Below are 17,731 nucleotides of genomic sequence, written 5' to 3'. Positions count from 1 at the left end.
AACTCAGCCTTTCTTCGGCGCGAAGTAGTAGGAAGACGCCATCCGATAGTCGACGTTGGTGTCGTTCTGCCAGCGCGTGCTGCGCTGCGCGAACGCCTTCATCGAATCGTTCACCTTCTTGAACATCGGATTCTCCTTCTCCTTCCGCGCCACGATGTCGTCCCAGACCTTGAGCTGCGCCTGAAGCACCGAGTTGGGCGTGGCGTAGAACTTCACGCCCTGTTGCTGCAGCGCCAGGTAGTCCTTCGAATAGCGGTCGATGGCCTTCATCGACATATCGGCGGAACTCGCGTCCACGGCGTTGGCGATCAGCGCGCGCAGCTTCGGGTTCAGGGCGTCGTAGCGCTTCTTGTTGAAGATGATCTCGAACTGCTCCGAGCACTGGTGGAAGCTGCGCAGCATGCAGACCTTCGACACATCCTGGAAGCCCAGCGCGCGGTCCGAACTCGCGTTGTTGAACTCGGCCGCGTCCAGCAGGCCACGGTCCAGTGCCGGCACGATCTCGGCGCCGGGCAGCGCGTTCACGGCCGCGCCCAGCCCGGTGAAGATGTCGATCGACAGCCCCACGGTGCGGAACTTGAGCCCCTTGAAGTCTTCTGGCTTGGTGATCGGCTTCTTGAACCAGCCCAGCGGCTGCGTGGGCATGGGACCGTAGAGGAAGGACACCACGTCGAGGTTCAGGCTGCGGTAGATCTCCTCCTGCAGCTCCTTGCCGCCACCGAACTTGTGCCAGGCCAGCAGCATGTTCGGGTCCATGCCCCAGGCCGGCCCCGAGCCCCACAGCGCGAGCGCCGAGTTCTTGCCGTACCAGTAGGCAATCACGCCGTGGCCGCCGTCGAGGGTGCCCTTGCTGACGGCGTCGATCAGGTCGAACGCCTTGACCACGGCGCCCGCCGGTAGCAACTCGATCTTGAGTTCGCCGCCGGACATGTCGTTGACCTTCTTGACGAAGTCACCCGCGAACTCGTGAAAAATATCCTTGGTGGGCCAGGTGCTCTGCCAACGCATCGTCACGGGGCCTTGCGCCTTGACGATGGCAGGGAAGCCCATCGTCGCGGTGCCCACGGCGGCGGCGCCGGCACCACCCATGAACTTGCGTCGCGATACCGCGCTGCCTTTCTGCCTTGCTGCCATGACTGTCTCCCCATTATCTGTATTGGATGAACCAATCGACGAACCGCACGGACACCCGCGCGCGCAGGCAAGGCGCCTGCACGCACGGTTGAGAACAGTGGAAGGAAAGAGGTAGCGCGAGGCAGTGGGAAGGGTCCGCAGCATGCACGTGCGGACAATATGAGACATTTCCCCCGACCTTCAGTTGTCTGAATGTTAGGCAACAGGCATCGCGCCAACAATGTAGGGGATACCCGATTCCGCGTGCGGCAGGCCGCAGTCGGATGGCAGGAAAGAAGCTGGGAAGGCGGAGGAAAAGCCGGGGGAGGAGGGCTAGTTGCCGTCCTGCTCGCCGGCGAGCGATTGCACGGCGTACTTCACCAGCCCGGCGCGGCCCTCGATGCCGAGCTTGCGTTTGAGGTTGAGGCGGTGGGTCTCCACCGTCCGCACCGACACGCCGAGTTGCGCGGCAATTTCCTTGTTGGCCAGCCCCCGGCCGATGCCGGCCAGGATGTCTCGCTCGCGTGGCGTGAGCGCGTCCACCGGTCCCACGGTCTGCTCGGCCATGCCGCGCGCGATCCGGGCGCTGTAGAACACGCGCCCGGCCAGCACGGCCTGGATGGCGGCCAGCAGTTCGTCGGCCGGGGCGTCCTTGAGCACGTAGCCGCGCGCGCCGGCACGCATCGCCTGACGCACGTATTCGAGGTTGTCGTGCATCGACACGATCAGTACGGCAAGTTCCGGATAGCGGTCGTGCAGCGCGCCAGCCAGCGCGATGCCGCCCATGCCGCGCATGCCGATGTCGGTGATCACGAGGTCCGGGCGCCGCCCGGGGCCGGCGGCGGCCAGCCAGCCGAGCGCCGCCTCGCCGTCATCGGCCTCGCCCACCACTTCGAGCCCCGGCTGGAGCGTCAGGTGCATGCGCATGCCGTCGCGCACCAGCGCGTGGTCGTCGATCAACAGCACGCGGGCCGGCGTGGCGAGTGCGGGGGCGGAGGGAGACGCCGGGGAGGTCGTGGCGTCGTCGTGCGAAGCGGTCATGACTGCGAAATTTCCGATACGGGGGCTGGGGCGGGCGGTTGGGCGGGCGGTTGGGCTGGAAGACGCGTGGGCAGCGTGGCCACCAGCCGGGTGCCGGCCGGCGAGGAACTCAGCACAAACTGCCCGTCGAGCGCGGCCATGCGCTCGCGCAGGTTGCGCAGCCCGATGCCGCGCTGCGGGTCTGACTGCATGCGGGCGACGTCGAAGCCCGTGCCGTCGTCACGCACCGTCAGCCGCGTGAGCTTGTCTTCAAAGGTGAGCGCCACCTCCACACGCCGCGCATGCGCGTGGCGCTCCACGTTGGTCAGCGCCTCCTGGGCGATGCGGAACAGCGCGGTGGCCTGCTCGTCGGCCAGTTCACAAGGCTGGCCGGTCTGGGTGACGTGGATCTCCAGCGTGCTGCCGGCCTGCATCTCGCGCGCCAGGTGCTGCAGTGCGGCGAACAAACCCAGGTCGTCGAGCAGGGCGGGGCGCAGGTTGCGCGCCACCCGTCGCACCTCGTTGAACACCGAGTCGAGCCGGTTCAGCGCCATGCCCAGCACGGGCGCCACCGAGGCGCCCTCGGTCGGCGCCAGCTTCAGGCGGTTCGTGGCGGCCTCGAGCACCAGCTTCACCGACACCAGCAACTGGCTGATGCCATCGTGCAGCTCGCGCGAAAGTCGCGCGCGCTCCTCCTCCTGCGACTGCACCACGCGCCGGGCCAGCTGATGGAGCTTGGCGTCCGCCTCGCGGTGGTCGCTCACATTGAGGGCGAGGCCGCTCGCCGCCACCAGCAGGATGCTGATGCCGGCAATCACGCCGATCCACGCCATGGTCTCACGGATGTCGGTCTCGGCCCGGGCATCGAGCTGACGTAGCGTACGCTCCACATCGTCGAGATAAATGCCGGTGCCGAGCATCCAGTTCCACGCCGGCACGGCCACGACGTAGCCAAGCTTCGGGGCGAGTTGCTGCGAGGACGGTTTCTTCCACTGGTAGCGCACGGCGCCGCCGCCGGCCTTGGCCGCCATGATCAACTGCTGGATGGTCAGCGCGCCCTGCGGGTCACGCATCAGCCACAAATCCTGGCCGACCAGTTCGGGCTGGCGCGGGTGCATCAGGTTGCGGCCCTGGAGGTCATAGAGGAAGAAGTAGCCGTCCGGGCCGTAGTCGAGCCGCGCCAGGGCTTCCATGGCGGCGCGGCGGGTCTCGGCATCGTTGCGGCCGGAATCGACCATCGGCGCAATGGCGCTCTGCGCCAGTTCCACATAGTGGCGCAGCTCCACTTCCTTGCTCTGGAGGTAGGCCGCCTCCACCAGCGCGCGCTCGTGGCGGGCCAGCGCGGTGGCCTGATAGCGCACGGCCAAGGCGATGCCGAACATGGCCACCGCAAGCGGCGCCACGGCGAGCAACAGGATCTTCTGGCGGAGTTTCATCTGGATCGGGGGTAAACACCGAGGCCGGCGAGGCCGCATGGCAGCGTGGCCTTACGTAGTACTACGCAAGCCCGTTGCGTAGTTACGCGCTTGTGCCGGCTGGAGCGGGTGTCAATACTACACGCCGGATTGGCGGTGCGCCCCTGCGCTGCACAATCCGTTGCAGTCAGCGCGCCGCGCCCACGGTTCGGTGCGCTCCTGCCTGCCGACCAGATCCGGAACAGACGAGAACAGACCGGGCACGCCGCAGACATCCAGGAGACCCCCTTTCCTCGCAGGATCGTCCGCCGCCGCCCCGGCACCACCCACTCTGCCCGCCATCCGCGTCGCCAGGTTTTTCATATCCGGTCTGAGGAGACCCTTCAACATGAATCGCATCGGACAACACCTGTTGTGGCTGGCCGTCGCCGTGCTCGGCGCGTTTGCCTTCGCCACCGTCGCGCTGTCGCGCGGGGAAGCCGTCAGTGCACTGTGGATCGTGGTTGCCGCGCTCTGCATCTACCTGATCGCGTACCGCTACTACAGCCGCTTCATCGCCGACAAGGTGATGCAGCTCGACCCCAAACGCATGACGCCCGCGTGGCGCCACAACGACGGCCTGGACTACGTGCCGACCAACAAGGCGGTGCTGTTCGGCCACCACTTCGCCGCGATTGCCGGCGCCGGCCCGCTGGTCGGCCCGGTGCTGGCCGCGCAGATGGGCTACATGCCCGGCATGCTGTGGATCCTGGCCGGCGTGGTGTTCGCCGGGGCGGTGCAGGACTTCATGATCCTGTTCATCTCCACGCGCCGCGACGGCCGCTCGCTGGGCGACCTGGTCAAGTCCGAGATGGGCACGGTGCCCGGCATGATCGCGCTGTTCGGCTGCTTCATGATCATGATCATCATCCTGGCGGTGCTGGCGCTGATCGTGGTGAAGGCGCTGGCCGGCTCGCCGTGGGGCACGTTCACCGTGGCGGTGACCATCCCCATCGCGCTGTTCATGGGCATCTACACCCGCTACATCCGCCCGGGCCGTATCGGCGAGGTCTCCGTCATCGGCTTCGTGCTGCTGATGCTGGCCATCATCGGCGGCCAGTACGTGCACGAGAGCGCCACGCTGGCGCCGCTGTTCACCTACGACGGCAAGGCCCTGACGTGGATGCTGATCATCTACGGCTTCATCGCCGCCGTGCTGCCGGTGTGGCTGCTGCTGGCGCCGCGTGACTATCTGTCCACGTTCCTGAAGATCGGCACGATCATCGCGCTGGCCATCGGCATCGTGATCGTCGCGCCGGAACTCAAGATGCCGGCGTTCACGCAGTTCGCCCAGGGTGGCGGGCCGGTGTGGTCGGGCAACCTGTTCCCGTTCCTCTTCATCACCATCGCCTGCGGCGCGGTGTCGGGCTTCCACGCGCTGATCTCGTCGGGCACCACGCCCAAGCTGCTGGAGAACGAGTCGCACGCGCGCTTCATCGGCTACGGTGCGATGCTGGCCGAGTCCTTCGTCGCCATCATGGCGCTGGTGGCCGCCTCGGTGATCGAGCCGGGCGTGTACTTCGCGATGAACAGCCCGGCGGCCGTGATCGGCACGACGCCGGAAGCCGTGGCCCAGGTCGTGTCGACGTGGGGCTTTGTCATCACCCCTGACGTGCTGATCGAGACCGCCAGGAATGTCGGCGAGAACACGATCATCTCGCGCGCCGGCGGTGCGCCGACGCTGGCCGTGGGTATCGCCCACATCCTGCATCAGGTGGTGGGCGGCCAGGCCATGATGGCGTTCTGGTACCACTTCGCCATCCTGTTCGAAGCCCTGTTCATCCTGACCGCCGTGGACGCGGGCACCCGCGCCGGCCGCTTCATGCTGCAGGATCTGCTGGGCAGCTTCGTGCCGTCCATGCGCCGCACGGACTCGCTGCCGGCCAACCTGATCGCCACCGCGCTGACCGTGGCGGCCTGGGGCTACTTCCTGTACCAGGGCGTGGTCGATCCGCTGGGCGGCATCAACACGCTGTGGCCGCTGTTCGGCATCTCCAACCAGATGCTGGCTGCCGTGGCACTGGTGCTGGGCACCTGCGTGCTGGTGAAGATGAAGCGCGGCCAGTACGCGTGGGTGACCGCGCTGCCGACCGTGTGGCTGCTGATCTGCACGCTGACCGCCGGCTGGCAGAAGCTGTTCGATGCCGATCCGAAGGTCGGCTTCCTGACCCACGCGGCCAAGTTCAGCGACGCCATCGCCCAGGGCAAGGTCCTGGCGCCGGCCAAGACGATGGAGCAGATGCACCGCATCGTCTTCAACGACTACCTGGACGCCGGCCTGTGCGCGTTGTTCATGTTCGTGGTGCTGTCGATTGTCTTCTATGGCTTCAAGACGGCCATGGCGGCACGCGGCATCACCAAGCGCACGGACAGCGAGACGCCGTTCGAGCCGCGGCCGGCCGGCACCTCGGCCGCGCAGCACTGAGTACGCAACCCAATCGCCATCCACAGGAGGCCACCATGCTGGACCAAATCGGGACCATGGGCCGCTACCTCGGCCAGTCGCTGCGGCTGATGGTCGGGCTGCCCGACTACCAGACCTACGTGGCCCATATGGAGTCCACCCACCCGGACCGCGCGCCGATGACGTACGAGGAATTCTTCCGCGAACGCCAGGAAGCGCGGTACGGCGGCGGGCAGGGCAAGTGCTGCTGACGTCATCCATCATGACGTGACGAAAGCGACCCTACGGGGTCGCTTTTTTCATCCCCGGTAATCGGGTGTTGTGTTTACACCGCGATTTTTAACCAATAGATACCGTTTCTGGAGCGGGTTACAGGGCCTCACAACTGGTTACAGCAACGGCACGGCTCGTTCTCTACACTCCGGTTCCAGATGCACGACTGATAAAGGAAAACACGATGTCTCGCCATCTTCGCACCCTCACTCTGGCCCTTGCCCTCTCCGCGGCTGCGCTGCCGGCGTTTGCAGGGGGTGACCTGAACAATGCACTCGGCGGTGGTCTGGGCGGCGTGGCTGGCGCTGCCGTGGGCGGCGCGCTGGGCGGCAGCACCGGCTCCGTGATCGGCGGCGCGGTGGGCGGCGGCGCCGGCGGCGCGCTGACCTCCAGCAAGCGCGAACGCACCGGTGCCATCATCGGCGGCGCCCTGGGCGGCGGCGCCGGCACGGCGGCCGGCAACGCCATGGGCGGCCGTACGGGCGGCCTGGTGGGTGCGGGCCTGGGCGGCGCGGCCGGTGCGGCGCTGGGCGGCAACGTCTCGCGCAGCAACTCCTACGACGACGATCGCCGCTACTACAAGAAGAGCAAGCATCGCCGCCATGGCCATCGCCACGACGACTAAGTCGTTGGCTGGAAACGAAAAAACGGGCCTTCGGGCCCGTTTTTCCATGGCGCGCAGCAAACATCGCGCGCATAAACAAAAAGCCCGTACCGGTCAGGTACGGGCTTTTTGGCGACTGGCGGGCTCAGATCAGAGCGCGGCGCCGTCGGTGTAGACGTCGAAGTTGCCAGCACGGGCGCCTTCGCCGAAGGAGTCGAACCTGCCAGTGCGGGCGCCTTCACCGAACGAATCGAACTTGCCGGTGCGGGCACCGTCGGTGAAGGAGTCGAACCTGGTGGACTTGGCGCCGTCGGTGTACGGGTCGAACGAGGTCTTGGCGAACGCCGGGGCGGCGGAGAGGGCGGCAACCAGGGCAACGGTCAGGGCAAATTGGCGCTTCATGGCAAATCCTTTCGTTTTTCGTGGATGCCGGCGCTCGGAATGTGGATGTTGCGATGCGGCATCAGGTGATGCGATATTAGGCATTCCCCTGATATGAATAAATATTGCCATCCACAATGATTGATTGTGCTTTTCACAATAAATCCCCCGGATCGTGTAAAAGTTCACGGGTGAATCGGGAGACTATGTCATGGATCGGCTTCAATCGATGCGCGTCTTCGCCAAGGTGGTGGAACTTGGCAGTTTTGCACGTGCGGCGCAGCAATTGGAAATGTCCAATGCCGTGGTCACGCGCTATGTGGCGGACCTGGAAAGCCACCTGGGCACCCGGCTGCTGAACCGCACCACCCGCAGCCTCTCGCTGACGGACGCCGGCGAAACCTACCTCCAGCGCTGCGGCCAGATCCTCGAGGATGTGGAAGAAGCCGAATCGGTGGTCACGGCGCGCAGCCAGTCGCTCTCGGGCACGCTGCGGCTGGTGGCGCCGGTCATGTTCGGCCTCCACCTGCTGCCGCAGACCCTGGAACGCTTCCAGCAGCTCTACCCGGACGTGGTGTTCGACGTGCTGCTCTCGGACCGTATCGTCGATATCGTGGAAGAAGGCCGGGATGTTGGTGTGATGCTGTCCGACCTGGGTCTCGGCTCGCACCTCGTGGCACGGCCGCTGATTTCGGCCGAAGTCATCCTGTGTGCCTCGCCCGGCTACCTGCGCGCGCACCCACCGCTGCGTAATGCCCAGGACCTCGCCAACCACCGCTGCATCGCCATGCGGCTGCCGACGGCCGAGCACGAATGGACGCTCTCCGGCCCCGAAGGCGACGTCACGGTCGCGATCCGGCCGGGCCTGCTGTGCAGCAACGCCGAACTGGCCCACCAGGCCGCGCTGGCCAATATGGGCATCGCCATGCTGTCCTCCTACCTCGCCCGGCCCAACATCGAAGCCGGCCGCCTCACGCACATCCTGCCCCAATACCAACTGCCGCGCCGCGACGTGAGCGTGGTCTACCCCAGCCGGAAGTTCCTGCCGACCAAGGTGCGCGCCTTCATCGACTTCCTGCTCGAGGAAGGCACGAAGCGGGCCGGCGAAGCCAGCGGACAGAAGCCGTAGTCAAACGCGACTCGAAACACGCCACCCAAAACGCAACAAAAATGTTGTAGAATTTCACAACAAAACACAACATTTGTGTTGTACCATGCACACCTCCCGACGCATCTGGAGGCGCATGAAATACAGCGAGTTTCGGAAATGGCTGCGCCAGCAAGGTGCCACGTTTGAGCGGCACCGAAGCGGCTCGAGCCACTACCGGGTGACGCTCCGTGGCAGGACCACCATCTTTCCGGACCATGGTTCCAAGGAAATGGGCACGGGACTGGTCGAAGCCATCAAGAAGCAGCTCGGTATCAAGTAAGCGGGGAGGCCCCAAATGTACGCGTACCCAGTCAACCTCACGCCGGATGACAACGGCACATTGCTTGTCACTTTCCCCGACGTTCCCGAAGCGACCTCGGTTGGCGAGGATGAAGCGGACGCGCTCGTGGAGGGCCTCGACGCCCTCGAGGCGGCTTTCGAGATCTATTTCCAGGAGAAGCGCATTATTCCGCGAGGCTCGAAGCCAAAGCGAGGCCAACGCACCGTGGTGCTGCCCGCGCTTGTCGCGGCCAAGGTCCAACTGGCAAACGAGTTGCTGACCCAAGGGGTGCGCAAGGCGGAACTGGCGCGGCGGCTGGCGCTGCATATGCCGCAAGTCGACCGACTGCTGGATCTGCGCCACTCGTCCAAGATCGAACAGATCGAAGCGGCGTTCCACCAGTTGGGCAAGCGCCTGGAGGTGCTGGCGGTCTGATTCCGCCGCGTTGCCTGCCTTCGTCGCTCGAAGAAAGCCCGCCCGGCTCGCGCCGCGCGGGCTTTTACTCTTCGGCGTCGGCCGTCGCCTTGGTGGCGGCGCGGGTCTTCTTGGCGGCCGGGGTCTTGGCGGTGGCGGTCTTGGTCGCGGTCTTCGTTGCAGCCTTCTTGGCGGGCGCCTTCTTCGCGGCTACCTTCTTCGCCGCCGGCTTGGCCGTGGCGGCTTCGGTCTCGGCACCTTCGGCCGCTTCAGTGGCCTTGGCCCCCTTGGCGGTCTTGGCTGCGGCGCCCTTGGCGCCAGCCTTCGGCTCACGTACCTCGAACTCGAAGCCGATCTTGCCGTCCGGCTGCTTCACCAGGAACGCCTTGAAGTTGCGGCCCGTGCGGGACGACTTGAAGCCGGTTAGCAGGTCTGTCTTGCCGGCCGTCAGCAGCTTGCCGATCTGCTCGCGCGAGATTTCCTGCTGCAGGATGATCTTGCCGGTGGTGAAATCGCAGGTCTTCTCGCTGCCTACGGCATTCTCGCAGACGTACTTCATGCCGTGCTCGTAGACCGCGCCGCTGCACTTCGGGCACGACCCCAGCGGGGTCTGGGCGCTGAAGTCGATCGGCTCGCCATCGGCGTCATCGTCGTTCTGGCCGAAGTCGAACTCCATCTTCCAGTTGCCGTCGTCGCCCTTGGCCAGCTTCAGGATGGCSGCRAACGGCCGGCCCATCTTGCTGCGGAAGCCCTGCAGCGGACCAATTTCCTTCTTCAGCAGCAGTTCCTCGACTTCCTCGATCTCGAACTGGCGGCCGCCCGGGATCTTGCTGATCGAGAACTCGCACGCGGTGCAGGCAAAGCGGCGGTAGTTTTCCTTGACCTGGCCGCCGCACTGCGGGCACGGGGTGTCCAGCGTGGCGTAGTCGCCCGGAATGGTGTCGCTGTCGTATTCCTTGGCGCGCTTGACGATCTGCTGCGTCATCTGCGCGATCTCACGCATGAATTCGTCGCGCTTGAGCCGGCCGCGCTCGATCTGCGACAGCTTGTGCTCCCACTCGCCGGTCAGCTCGGCCTGCGTCAGTTCGAGCACGCCCAGGCCGCGCAGCAGCGTCATGAGCTGGAACGCCTTGGCGGTCGGGATCAGTTCGCGGCCCTCGCGCACGAGGTACTTCTCGGTCAGCAGCCCTTCGATGATGGCTGCGCGCGTGGCCGGCGTGCCGAGGCCCTTGCCTGCCATGGCCTCGCGCAGCGCGTCGTCGTCGACGAGCTTGCCCGCGCCTTCCATCGCCGAGAGCAGCGTGGCTTCGTTGTAGCGCGCCGGCGGGCGCGTGGTCAGGCCGACGGACTCGACCTTGTCGGTCTTGACGCGCTCGCCCTTGTCCACCGGCACCAGGTTGGCGTCCTTGTCGTCCTTGCCCTGCGCCTCGCGGCCATAGATCACCAGCCAGCCCGGATTGACCAGGACCTTGCCCTCGGTCTTGAAGTGGTGGCCGGCCACTTCGGTGATACGGGTGGTCACCTGGAACTCGGCAGCCGGGAAGAACACCGCCAGGAAGCGGCGCACCACCAGGTCATACAGCTTCTGCTCGGGCTCGGACAGGTTCTTGGGCGCCTGCAGCGTCGGGATGATGGCGAAGTGATCGCTGATCTTGCTGTTGTCGAAGATCTTCTTGTTCGGCTTCACCCAGCCGCTGGCCAGGATCTTCTTGGCGTGGGTCAGGTAGTTGGGCGAGCTGTCGGCCAGCATGCCCATGGTCTCCTTGACCGTCTCCAGGTAGTCCTCGGGCAGCGCGCGGGCGTCGGTACGCGGGTACGTCAGCACCTTGTGCTTCTCGTACAGCGCCTGGGCCAGACCCAGCGTGTTCTTGGCGGAGAAGCCGAAACGCGAGTTGGCCTCGCGCTGGAGCGTGGTCAGGTCGAACAGTGCCGGCGACTGCTGCGTCGACGGCTTCGATTCCTCGGTGACGGTGCCCGGCTTGTCGCGGCAGGCGGCTACGATGCTCTTGGCCTCGGCCTCGCTCCACAGGCGCGCCTCGCGCGCCTCGGGGTCGAACTCGTTCTTCTTGAACTTCGGGTCGAACCAGCGGCCTTCATAGAGGCCCTTGGCGGCGATGAACTCGGCGTGCACCTCCCAGTAGTCGCGCGCCACGAAATGCTTGATCTTCTCCTCGCGCTCCACCACGATCGACAGCGTCGGGGTCTGCACCCGGCCCACCGTGGTCAGGAAGAAACCGCCGCCCTTGCTGTTGAATGCGGTCATCGCCCGGGTGCCGTTGATGCCGACCAGCCAATCGGCCTCCGACCGGCAGCGCGCGGCATCGGCCAGCGGCATCATTTCCAGGTCGTCGCGCAACTGCGCAAACCCGTCGCGGATGGCCTGCGGCGTCATCGACTGCAGCCACAGCCGGCGCACCGGCTGCTTGGCCTTGGCCTGTTGCGCGATCAGGCGGAAGATCAGTTCCCCCTCGCGCCCCGCATCGCAGGCGTTGATCAGGCCGGTCACGTCCTTGCGCTTGATCAGCCGGTTCAGCACCTTCAGCCGCGATTCGGTCTTCTGGATCGGGCGCAGGTCGAAGTGCGGCGGAATCACCGGCAGATTGGCGAAGCTCCACTTGCCGCGCTTGACCTCGTAGTCGTCCGGCGCGGCAATCTCCACGAGGTGGCCCACGGCCGAAGACAGCACGTAGTTGTCGCTCTCGAAGTACTCGTCGTGCTTGGTAAAGCCCCCGAGGGCGCGCGCGATATCGGCGGCGACCGATGGCTTTTCCGCGATGATGAGGGCTTTAGACATTGAACGGGTCCTTGCGGCACGGCCCCCTCCAGGGGAAGCCAGCGCCTCTTGATTGGCACTGCTAATTATGTAAACAGCACGCCTGGGCTTTGAGGCGCCAATAATAAGCGCGCATCCGTCGGCGGTGCAAGCAAACGCCGCCTGAGGCTCAGGCAGCACATGGCATCAGCCGGGGTGGCTCTCGAGTAACCAGTCGAGCACTTCGGGAATTTCCGATGCGGCCGCGGGCATCGACGCCCCACGGTCCAGCATTCGCTCCAACACTTCCAGATGAGGTAGCACCGTGCCGTAAAAATGCGGATCGCCGCCGGCCACGGGCTGGATCAGCACCGTCGGAAAATTCTCAATGTCGATGTCCTCGCCGAGCCGGTCGGCGTGGGTCTCGATATCGATCCAGACAAAGCAGTCGCCGGAATAGCGCGCTGCCAGCGCCGCAAAGCCACTCATATAGTCCTTGCACGTCCCGCACCAGTCCGCGCACAGGCAGGCCACCAGCCGGCCCGCTGGCCGCGCGGCCAACGCCTGGCGCAGCGCCGCGGCGTCTTGTTCGGGAAAGTAAACGGTCATGGCAGTCGAAAACATGAGCAGCCTACGGCACCAGCCGCGGCAATTGCCGGCAGATTGTATAGAGTTTGGCGCCCCTTACCCGAGCCGCCGGTAGCGGTTGCCCGGTAATCGCTCCACCGCGCCGGCCAGTTCCAGCTGTAAAAGCGCTGCCGACGCCGCATCCGCCGACATTCCGCTGCAGGCGCACAAGGCGTCGAGTGTCACAGGATCATAGGCGAGGGCGGCGCCGAATGCGTCGGCGGGGGTCGGGCGGGGGTCGGCAACCTCCGCCCCGGCGGGTCTGGCCGATGACGGGGCGAGGTCGGGAAACTCCTCCACGATGTCCTCGAGGCTTTCCACCAGCTTGGCGCCCTGCCGGATCAACCGGTGACAGCCTTTCGAGAGCGGCGCGTGGATCGACCCGGGTATCGCGAACACCTCGCGCCCCAGCTCCGACGCCAGCCGCGCCGTGATCAGCGACCCCGACCGCTCGGCCGCCTCGACCACCAGCACGCCCTGGCCCAGTGCCGCGATCAGCCGGTTCCGCTTGGGGAAGTGGTGGCTCACCGGCGGCGTTCCAAGGGGAAATTCGCTGAGGATGGCGCCGCCTCGGTCGACGATCTCATGCGCCAGCGCGTGATGGCGTGCCGGATACACCACATCGATACCCGTGCCGATGACGGCAATCGTGCCGCCGGCGCCGGACATCGCCCCCGCATGGGCCGCTGCATCGATACCGAGCGCGAGGCCGGACACCACCGTGAATCCCGCCCCGGACAGGGCAGCGGCAAACGCGTGGGCGTCCTTCGCCCCCTGCACGGTGGCCTTGCGCGCGCCGACGATGCCGATGGACGGCGCTGCCAGCGCATCGCGCCGGCCATTGACGTGGAGGAGGAGCGGGGGATCGGCGAGGTCGAGCAGCCGCGCCGGGTAATCGCCATCGGCGAGCGTGACGAGGTGATGGTTGGGTACGGCAAGCCATGCCTCGGTACGCGCGATCAGCGCGGCCAGCGTGGCATCGGGCGGGGCGGTCAGGATTTGGGCGATGGCGGGCGGCACCAGCCCATGCAGTCGGGCAGCGGGCTGCGCCAGCACCGCCGACGGCAGGCCGAACGCGCCCAGCAGCCGGCGCGCGGCCGCTGCGCTCAGTCCTGGCGTGGCGATCAGCCGCAGCCACGCCGCAACGTCGGCCAGCCCCGCATCCTTGCCCAGGGCCGGCCCGGAGACTTGCGCGCCCTCCGGCGCGCGCCAACCGGTCAACGTGGCGTCGTGGCGATGTCGCCAACCTTCATCAGGTTCGTGGCATCGGTGACCAGCGCGTACGAGATACCCGGGAACACGCGATACACATAGGCCAGCCCGTACCGGTCGTCGGGCAGCCGGATGGTGCGATTGCTGTCCGTCGGATCCTTGACCAGACCGCCGTCACGCGAGAGCGCCAGCACATGGCCCGGCTCGAGCCCGGCATCGGTGCCCACGTTCAGCACCACCACCTGCTTGGCGCCGCCGTACTGCACGCCGCCATATACGGCTGCGATGCGGGCATTCACGTCGGTCTCGGGCGCGTGCGGCACATAGCGCACCAGCTCGCGCGGGGGCTGGGGCAGCAGCAGTGTGCCGGGGCCCATTTCCTGCAGCGACTGAGTGGCCTGCACCGTGGTCACGGCGTCCGGGCCCTCGGGCGGACGCGAGACGCGCACGCTGCCCTGGTATTCGGCCTCGAAGCCAATCACCTTGTTGGTGATCGGATCACGCACCGGCAAGGCCGGCTTGAAGGCCTGCCAGTCGCTGCCGATGGAGGCATCGCCGGGGCCAATGCCGCGCGCGTAGCCGGTATCGCCACGGCCCATGTAGACACGGGCATCGGGCAGGGCCACGAGGCGCGCCGAGGTATCGACGGTGTCCTTGTCCACCACCAGCGGGCGGATCAGGAACGGCTCGATGTCGGCCGCCGGAATGCTCAGGATCGCGTCGCCATCGGCGCCTTCGCCCCGCATGCGCGGCGAGAGGCGGCCATCGCCACTCGCGCCGCCCGGTGCGGTCGTGCTCAGGTAGGCGCGGCCATCGCGGGTGACCAGATACAGGGTCTGGCCCGGATAGATCAGGTGGGGATTGCGGATCTGCTGCTTGTTCATGCCCCACAGCTCGGGCCAGCGCCAGGGCTGGCGCAGGAAGCGGCCCGAGATGCCCCACAGGGTGTCGCCGGAGCGCACCGTGTACTGGCCCGGCGCGCTGGGCGCCAGATCGGCAACTGGAATGCCTTGCTGTGCCGTCCGGTCGGCTTGCGCCTGCTGCGCCGGCGAGACACTGAGGTCTGCGGCCTGGACGGTCATGCCCGCCCCGGCAGTGATGCCGGCGACACTTAGCATGAGAAGGGTGAACGCGTGCAGCCTGCGGCCCGACGCCGCTTGTTCTTTGGTAAGATCGCGCATTTTCGTGAACCGGTCGGTGTAGCGACCGGATTGACCCTAGAGAGCGTGCCTGCTGCGGCCCGCCTTGATTTTTTGTACTTGCGCCCCGATTCTGCATGTAAACACCCGTCGCCGCAACGCGGCCGGGCAGTAGACAGCACCTGGCGTTGCGCCCGAGCATCATGGCAAAACTCGACATCCTCACCTACCCCGATCCCCGCCTGCACAAAGTGGCCAAGCCCGTGGAGGTGGTGGATGACCGCATCCGCACGCTGGTGCGCGACATGGCCGAAACCATGTACGAAGCGCCGGGCATCGGCCTGGCCGCCACGCAGGTGGATGTGCACGAGCGCGTGATCGTGATCGACCTCTCCGAGACGCGCGACGCCCTCCAGGTCTTCATCAACCCGGAAATCGTCTGGGCCAGCGACAACCGCAAGGTCTGGGAAGAGGGCTGCCTGTCCGTGCCCGAGGTCTACGACCGCGTGGAGCGCCCGGACCGCGTGCGCGTACGCGCGCTGAACGAAAAGGGCGAAGCCTTCGAACTCGATGCCGACGATCTGCTCGCTGTATGTATACAGCACGAGATGGATCACCTGATGGGCAAGGTGTTCGTCGAGTACCTGTCGCCGCTCAAGGTCACCCGCATCAAGCAGAAGCTCCAGAAGCGCGTCCGTTCGCGGATGTAACAGCGGTGCCGCCGCGCCGGCGCCGTCTGCTATCGTTAACCCCTCCGAAGCACCCAATGCACCCGGCCGCCACCATGCGGCCGGTGGCGTTTTTATCGCGGAACCCTGCCATGACCCAAGCCCAGCCACTGCGCGTTGCCTTTGCCGGCACCCCGGAATTCGCGCGCGTCGCCCTGGAGGCCATCCACGCCGCAGGCTTCCCGGTGGTGGCCGTGCTGACCCAGCCGGACCGCCCGGCGGGCCGCGGCATGCAGCTGCAGGCCAGCCCAGTCAAACAGTTTGCGCTCGATGCCGGCCTCGGGCCGGTACTGCAGCCGCGCTCGCTGCGCCGCCAGGGCAAATATCCCGAGGARGCCGGCGCSGCCGTCGATGCGCTGGCGGCCAYSGCGCCCGATGTCATGGTGGTGGCCGCCTACGGCCTGATCCTGCCGGCCGAGGTGCTGACGCTGCCGCGCCATGGGTGCCTGAACATCCACGCCTCGCTGCTGCCGCGCTGGCGCGGCGCGGCGCCGATCCACCGTGCCATCGAGGCCGGCGATGCCGAGAGCGGCATCACGCTGATGCAGATGGACGAAGGGCTCGACACGGGCGGCATGCTCTCCCGCGAGGCCGTGCCGATCGGCCCGCTGGACACCACCGGCACGCTCCATGACACGCTGGCGGCGCTGGGCGGGCGGATGATCGTCGCGGCGCTGCAGCAACTGGCGGCCGGCCAGCCGCTGGCCGCCACGCCCCAGCCCGAGGCCGGCGTGACCTATGCCGAGAAGATCGCCAAGGACGAAGCGCCGCTCGACCTGCGCCGCCCGGCCACGGCGCTGGCTGGCCAGGTGCGCGCCTTCAACCCCTTCCCCGGGGCCACGGTGCAGGTGGGCGACACCGTCATCAAGTGCTGGCAGGCGCTGCCGCTGGCCAGCTCGACGCCGCTGCCGCACCCGCCCGGCACTGTGCTGGCGGCCGACGCCAGCGGCGTGATCATCGCCTGCGGCGAGGGCAGCGCGCTCCAGGTCACCGAACTCCAGAAGCCGGGCGGCCGCCGCCAGCCGGCGCAACAGTTCCTGCAGGGCCAGCCGCTGCCGCCGGGCACGCGCTGCCTCGTGCCGGCGTGACGCAATCTCCACATCCGTCTGCAAAAACCCTGCTACGGACATTGAATTTCCGGCAATCGGTCCCGATCTAACCGTCAACGCGTCCCGCAGGGGCGGGTACGCGGGGATGTACGTCGATTGTCGATTTGGGAGACTTTTCCATGTTCAACTGGGTCAAGACCTTCATGCTGATGGCCGCCATCACGGCGCTGTTCATCGTCATCGGGGGCATGATCGGGGGCCGCAGCGGGATGATGTTCGCGCTGTTGATCGCGCTGGGCATGAATTTCTTTTCCTACTGGTTCTCGGACAAAATGGTCCTGCGCATGTACAACGCGCAGGAAGTGGACGCCGGCACGGCGCCGCAGTTCTACAACATGGTGCAGGAGCTGTCCCAGCGCGCCGGGCTGCCGATGCCGCGTGTGTACCTGATCAACGAGGACGCGCCGAACGCGTTTGCCACGGGGCGTAACCCCGAGCACGCGGCGGTGGCGGCCACCACGGGCATCCTGCGCGTGCTGTCTGACCGCGAGCTGCGCGGCGTGATGGCGCATGAACTGGCGCACGTGAAGCACCGCGATATCCTGACCTCGACCATCGCGGCCACGATGGCCGGTGCGATCTCGGCGTTGGCCAACATGGCGATGTTCTTCGGCGGGCGCGACGAGAACGGCAATCGGTCCAATCCGATCGCCAGCATCGCCGTGGCGATCCTGGCCCCGCTGGCGGCCTCGCTGATCCAGATGGCGATTTCCCGGGCGCGTGAATTCGAGGCCGACCGGGGCGGCGCCGAGATCAGCGGCGACCCGCAGGCGCTGGCCAGCGCGCTGGACAAGATCCACCGCTACGCGCAGGGTATCCCGTTCCAGGCCGCCGAGGCGCACCCGGCCACGGCGCAGATGATGATCATGAACCCGCTCTCGGGCGGCGGCATCGCCAACCTGTTCTCGACCCACCCGGCCACCGAGGAGCGCGTTGCGCGGCTGATGCACATGGCGCAGACGGGCACCTATCCCGCCTGAGGCCGGCCGCGCGCCCCGAGTCCGGGTAAACTGCCCGCTGTGTTCCCCGGAACCGGCGGGCTTTTTTTGTGATCGGCACGCCGTGCCGGTC

At 66.7% G+C, this 17,731-nt stretch carries 17 protein-coding genes; 9 read left to right on the top strand and 8 right to left on the bottom strand.

Annotation, left to right across the window (positions count from 1 at the left end; translation table 11 throughout):
• Nucleotides 1–3: 3 nt before the first annotated feature.
• The 3 genes from AC1DEL_RS25025 to AC1DEL_RS25015 all read right to left on the bottom strand — a co-directional run bounded on the left by AC1DEL_RS25025 (nt 4) and on the right by AC1DEL_RS25015 (nt 3,569).
• Complete coding sequence (locus AC1DEL_RS25025; protein ID WP_092291016.1) at nt 4–1,134, bottom strand: TRAP transporter substrate-binding protein; 1,131 nt, start codon at nt 1,132–1,134, stop codon at nt 4–6.
• Between the two features lie 312 nt (nt 1,135–1,446).
• Complete coding sequence (locus AC1DEL_RS25020) at nt 1,447–2,154, bottom strand: response regulator (protein ID WP_255370692.1); 708 nt, start codon at nt 2,152–2,154, stop codon at nt 1,447–1,449.
• Nucleotides 2,151–3,569: a cache domain-containing protein gene (locus AC1DEL_RS25015; RefSeq protein ID WP_092291014.1), complete on the bottom strand. Its 1,419-nt coding sequence runs from the start codon at nt 3,567–3,569 to the stop codon at nt 2,151–2,153. Before AC1DEL_RS25015 ends, AC1DEL_RS25020 begins: the two co-directional genes overlap by 4 nt.
• A gap of 367 nt (nt 3,570–3,936) precedes the next feature.
• On the opposite strand from AC1DEL_RS25015, the gene AC1DEL_RS25010 reads away from it, so the two are divergent.
• The 3 genes from AC1DEL_RS25010 to AC1DEL_RS25000 all read left to right on the top strand — a co-directional run bounded on the left by AC1DEL_RS25010 (nt 3,937) and on the right by AC1DEL_RS25000 (nt 6,889).
• Nucleotides 3,937–6,012 (top strand): carbon starvation CstA family protein, encoded by a 2,076-nt coding sequence (locus AC1DEL_RS25010; protein ID WP_477126359.1) that lies wholly within the window; start codon nt 3,937–3,939, stop codon nt 6,010–6,012.
• A gap of 35 nt (nt 6,013–6,047) precedes the next feature.
• The gene (locus AC1DEL_RS25005; RefSeq protein WP_092291010.1) at nt 6,048–6,242 is read left to right on the top strand and encodes a YbdD/YjiX family protein; all 195 of its coding nucleotides are present in this window, start codon (nt 6,048–6,050) and stop codon (nt 6,240–6,242) included.
• 206 nt (nt 6,243–6,448) lie between these two features.
• Nucleotides 6,449–6,889: a hypothetical protein gene (locus AC1DEL_RS25000; protein ID WP_092291008.1), complete on the top strand. Its 441-nt coding sequence runs from the start codon at nt 6,449–6,451 to the stop codon at nt 6,887–6,889.
• 129 nt (nt 6,890–7,018) lie between these two features.
• On the opposite strand, the gene AC1DEL_RS24995 is transcribed toward AC1DEL_RS25000, so the two are convergent.
• Entirely contained in the window at nt 7,019–7,270 is a 252-nt protein-coding gene (locus tag AC1DEL_RS24995; protein ID WP_477126358.1) for a hypothetical protein, read from the bottom strand.
• Nucleotides 7,271–7,460: 190 nt separating this feature from the next.
• Between AC1DEL_RS24995 and AC1DEL_RS24990 the strand changes: the two genes are divergently transcribed.
• The 3 genes from AC1DEL_RS24990 to AC1DEL_RS24980 all read left to right on the top strand — a co-directional run bounded on the left by AC1DEL_RS24990 (nt 7,461) and on the right by AC1DEL_RS24980 (nt 9,114).
• Nucleotides 7,461–8,378, top strand: coding sequence for a LysR family transcriptional regulator (locus tag AC1DEL_RS24990; RefSeq protein WP_441591584.1), 918 nt, complete (start codon nt 7,461–7,463; stop codon nt 8,376–8,378).
• 115 nt (nt 8,379–8,493) lie between these two features.
• Nucleotides 8,494–8,679: a type II toxin-antitoxin system HicA family toxin gene (locus tag AC1DEL_RS24985; protein WP_441591585.1), complete on the top strand. Its 186-nt coding sequence runs from the start codon at nt 8,494–8,496 to the stop codon at nt 8,677–8,679.
• A 15-nt stretch (nt 8,680–8,694) separates the two neighbouring features.
• Nucleotides 8,695–9,114 carry a type II toxin-antitoxin system HicB family antitoxin gene (locus tag AC1DEL_RS24980; protein WP_441591586.1) on the top strand — a complete coding sequence of 140 codons (420 nt, stop codon included), beginning with the start codon at nt 8,695–8,697 and terminating at the stop codon, nt 9,112–9,114.
• Nucleotides 9,115–9,178: 64 nt separating this feature from the next.
• On the opposite strand, the gene AC1DEL_RS24975 is transcribed toward AC1DEL_RS24980, so the two are convergent.
• The 4 genes from AC1DEL_RS24975 to AC1DEL_RS24960 all read right to left on the bottom strand — a co-directional run bounded on the left by AC1DEL_RS24975 (nt 9,179) and on the right by AC1DEL_RS24960 (nt 14,865).
• Complete coding sequence (locus AC1DEL_RS24975; RefSeq protein WP_477126357.1) at nt 9,179–11,887, bottom strand: DNA topoisomerase III; 2,709 nt, start codon at nt 11,885–11,887, stop codon at nt 9,179–9,181.
• A 165-nt stretch (nt 11,888–12,052) separates the two neighbouring features.
• Nucleotides 12,053–12,454, bottom strand: a complete 402-nt coding sequence (locus AC1DEL_RS24970; protein WP_477126367.1) for a thioredoxin domain-containing protein — start codon at nt 12,452–12,454, stop codon at nt 12,053–12,055.
• A 75-nt stretch (nt 12,455–12,529) separates the two neighbouring features.
• Nucleotides 12,530–13,693 (bottom strand): DNA-processing protein DprA, encoded by a 1,164-nt coding sequence (dprA, locus tag AC1DEL_RS24965; protein WP_477106208.1) that lies wholly within the window; start codon nt 13,691–13,693, stop codon nt 12,530–12,532.
• The gene (locus AC1DEL_RS24960) at nt 13,690–14,865 is read right to left on the bottom strand and encodes a LysM peptidoglycan-binding domain-containing protein (RefSeq protein WP_092291000.1); all 1,176 of its coding nucleotides are present in this window, start codon (nt 14,863–14,865) and stop codon (nt 13,690–13,692) included. The genes dprA and AC1DEL_RS24960 overlap by 4 nt, the downstream gene beginning before the upstream one ends.
• A 161-nt stretch (nt 14,866–15,026) precedes the next feature.
• On the opposite strand from AC1DEL_RS24960, the gene def reads away from it, so the two are divergent.
• From def to htpX, 3 genes are all read left to right on the top strand, one after another.
• The gene (gene def, locus AC1DEL_RS24955; RefSeq protein ID WP_092290998.1) at nt 15,027–15,533 is read left to right on the top strand and encodes a peptide deformylase; all 507 of its coding nucleotides are present in this window, start codon (nt 15,027–15,029) and stop codon (nt 15,531–15,533) included.
• A gap of 110 nt (nt 15,534–15,643) precedes the next feature.
• Nucleotides 15,644–16,639, top strand: coding sequence for a methionyl-tRNA formyltransferase (fmt, locus tag AC1DEL_RS24950; protein WP_477159208.1), 996 nt, complete (start codon nt 15,644–15,646; stop codon nt 16,637–16,639).
• A gap of 140 nt (nt 16,640–16,779) precedes the next feature.
• Entirely contained in the window at nt 16,780–17,640 is an 861-nt protein-coding gene (gene htpX / locus AC1DEL_RS24945; protein WP_092290994.1) for a zinc metalloprotease HtpX, read from the top strand.
• Nucleotides 17,641–17,731 lie beyond the last annotated feature (91 nt).

This window comes from Cupriavidus sp. 10L43_2 (assembly GCF_056395265.1).
This window is presented reverse-complemented; position numbering and strand designations above follow the sequence as displayed.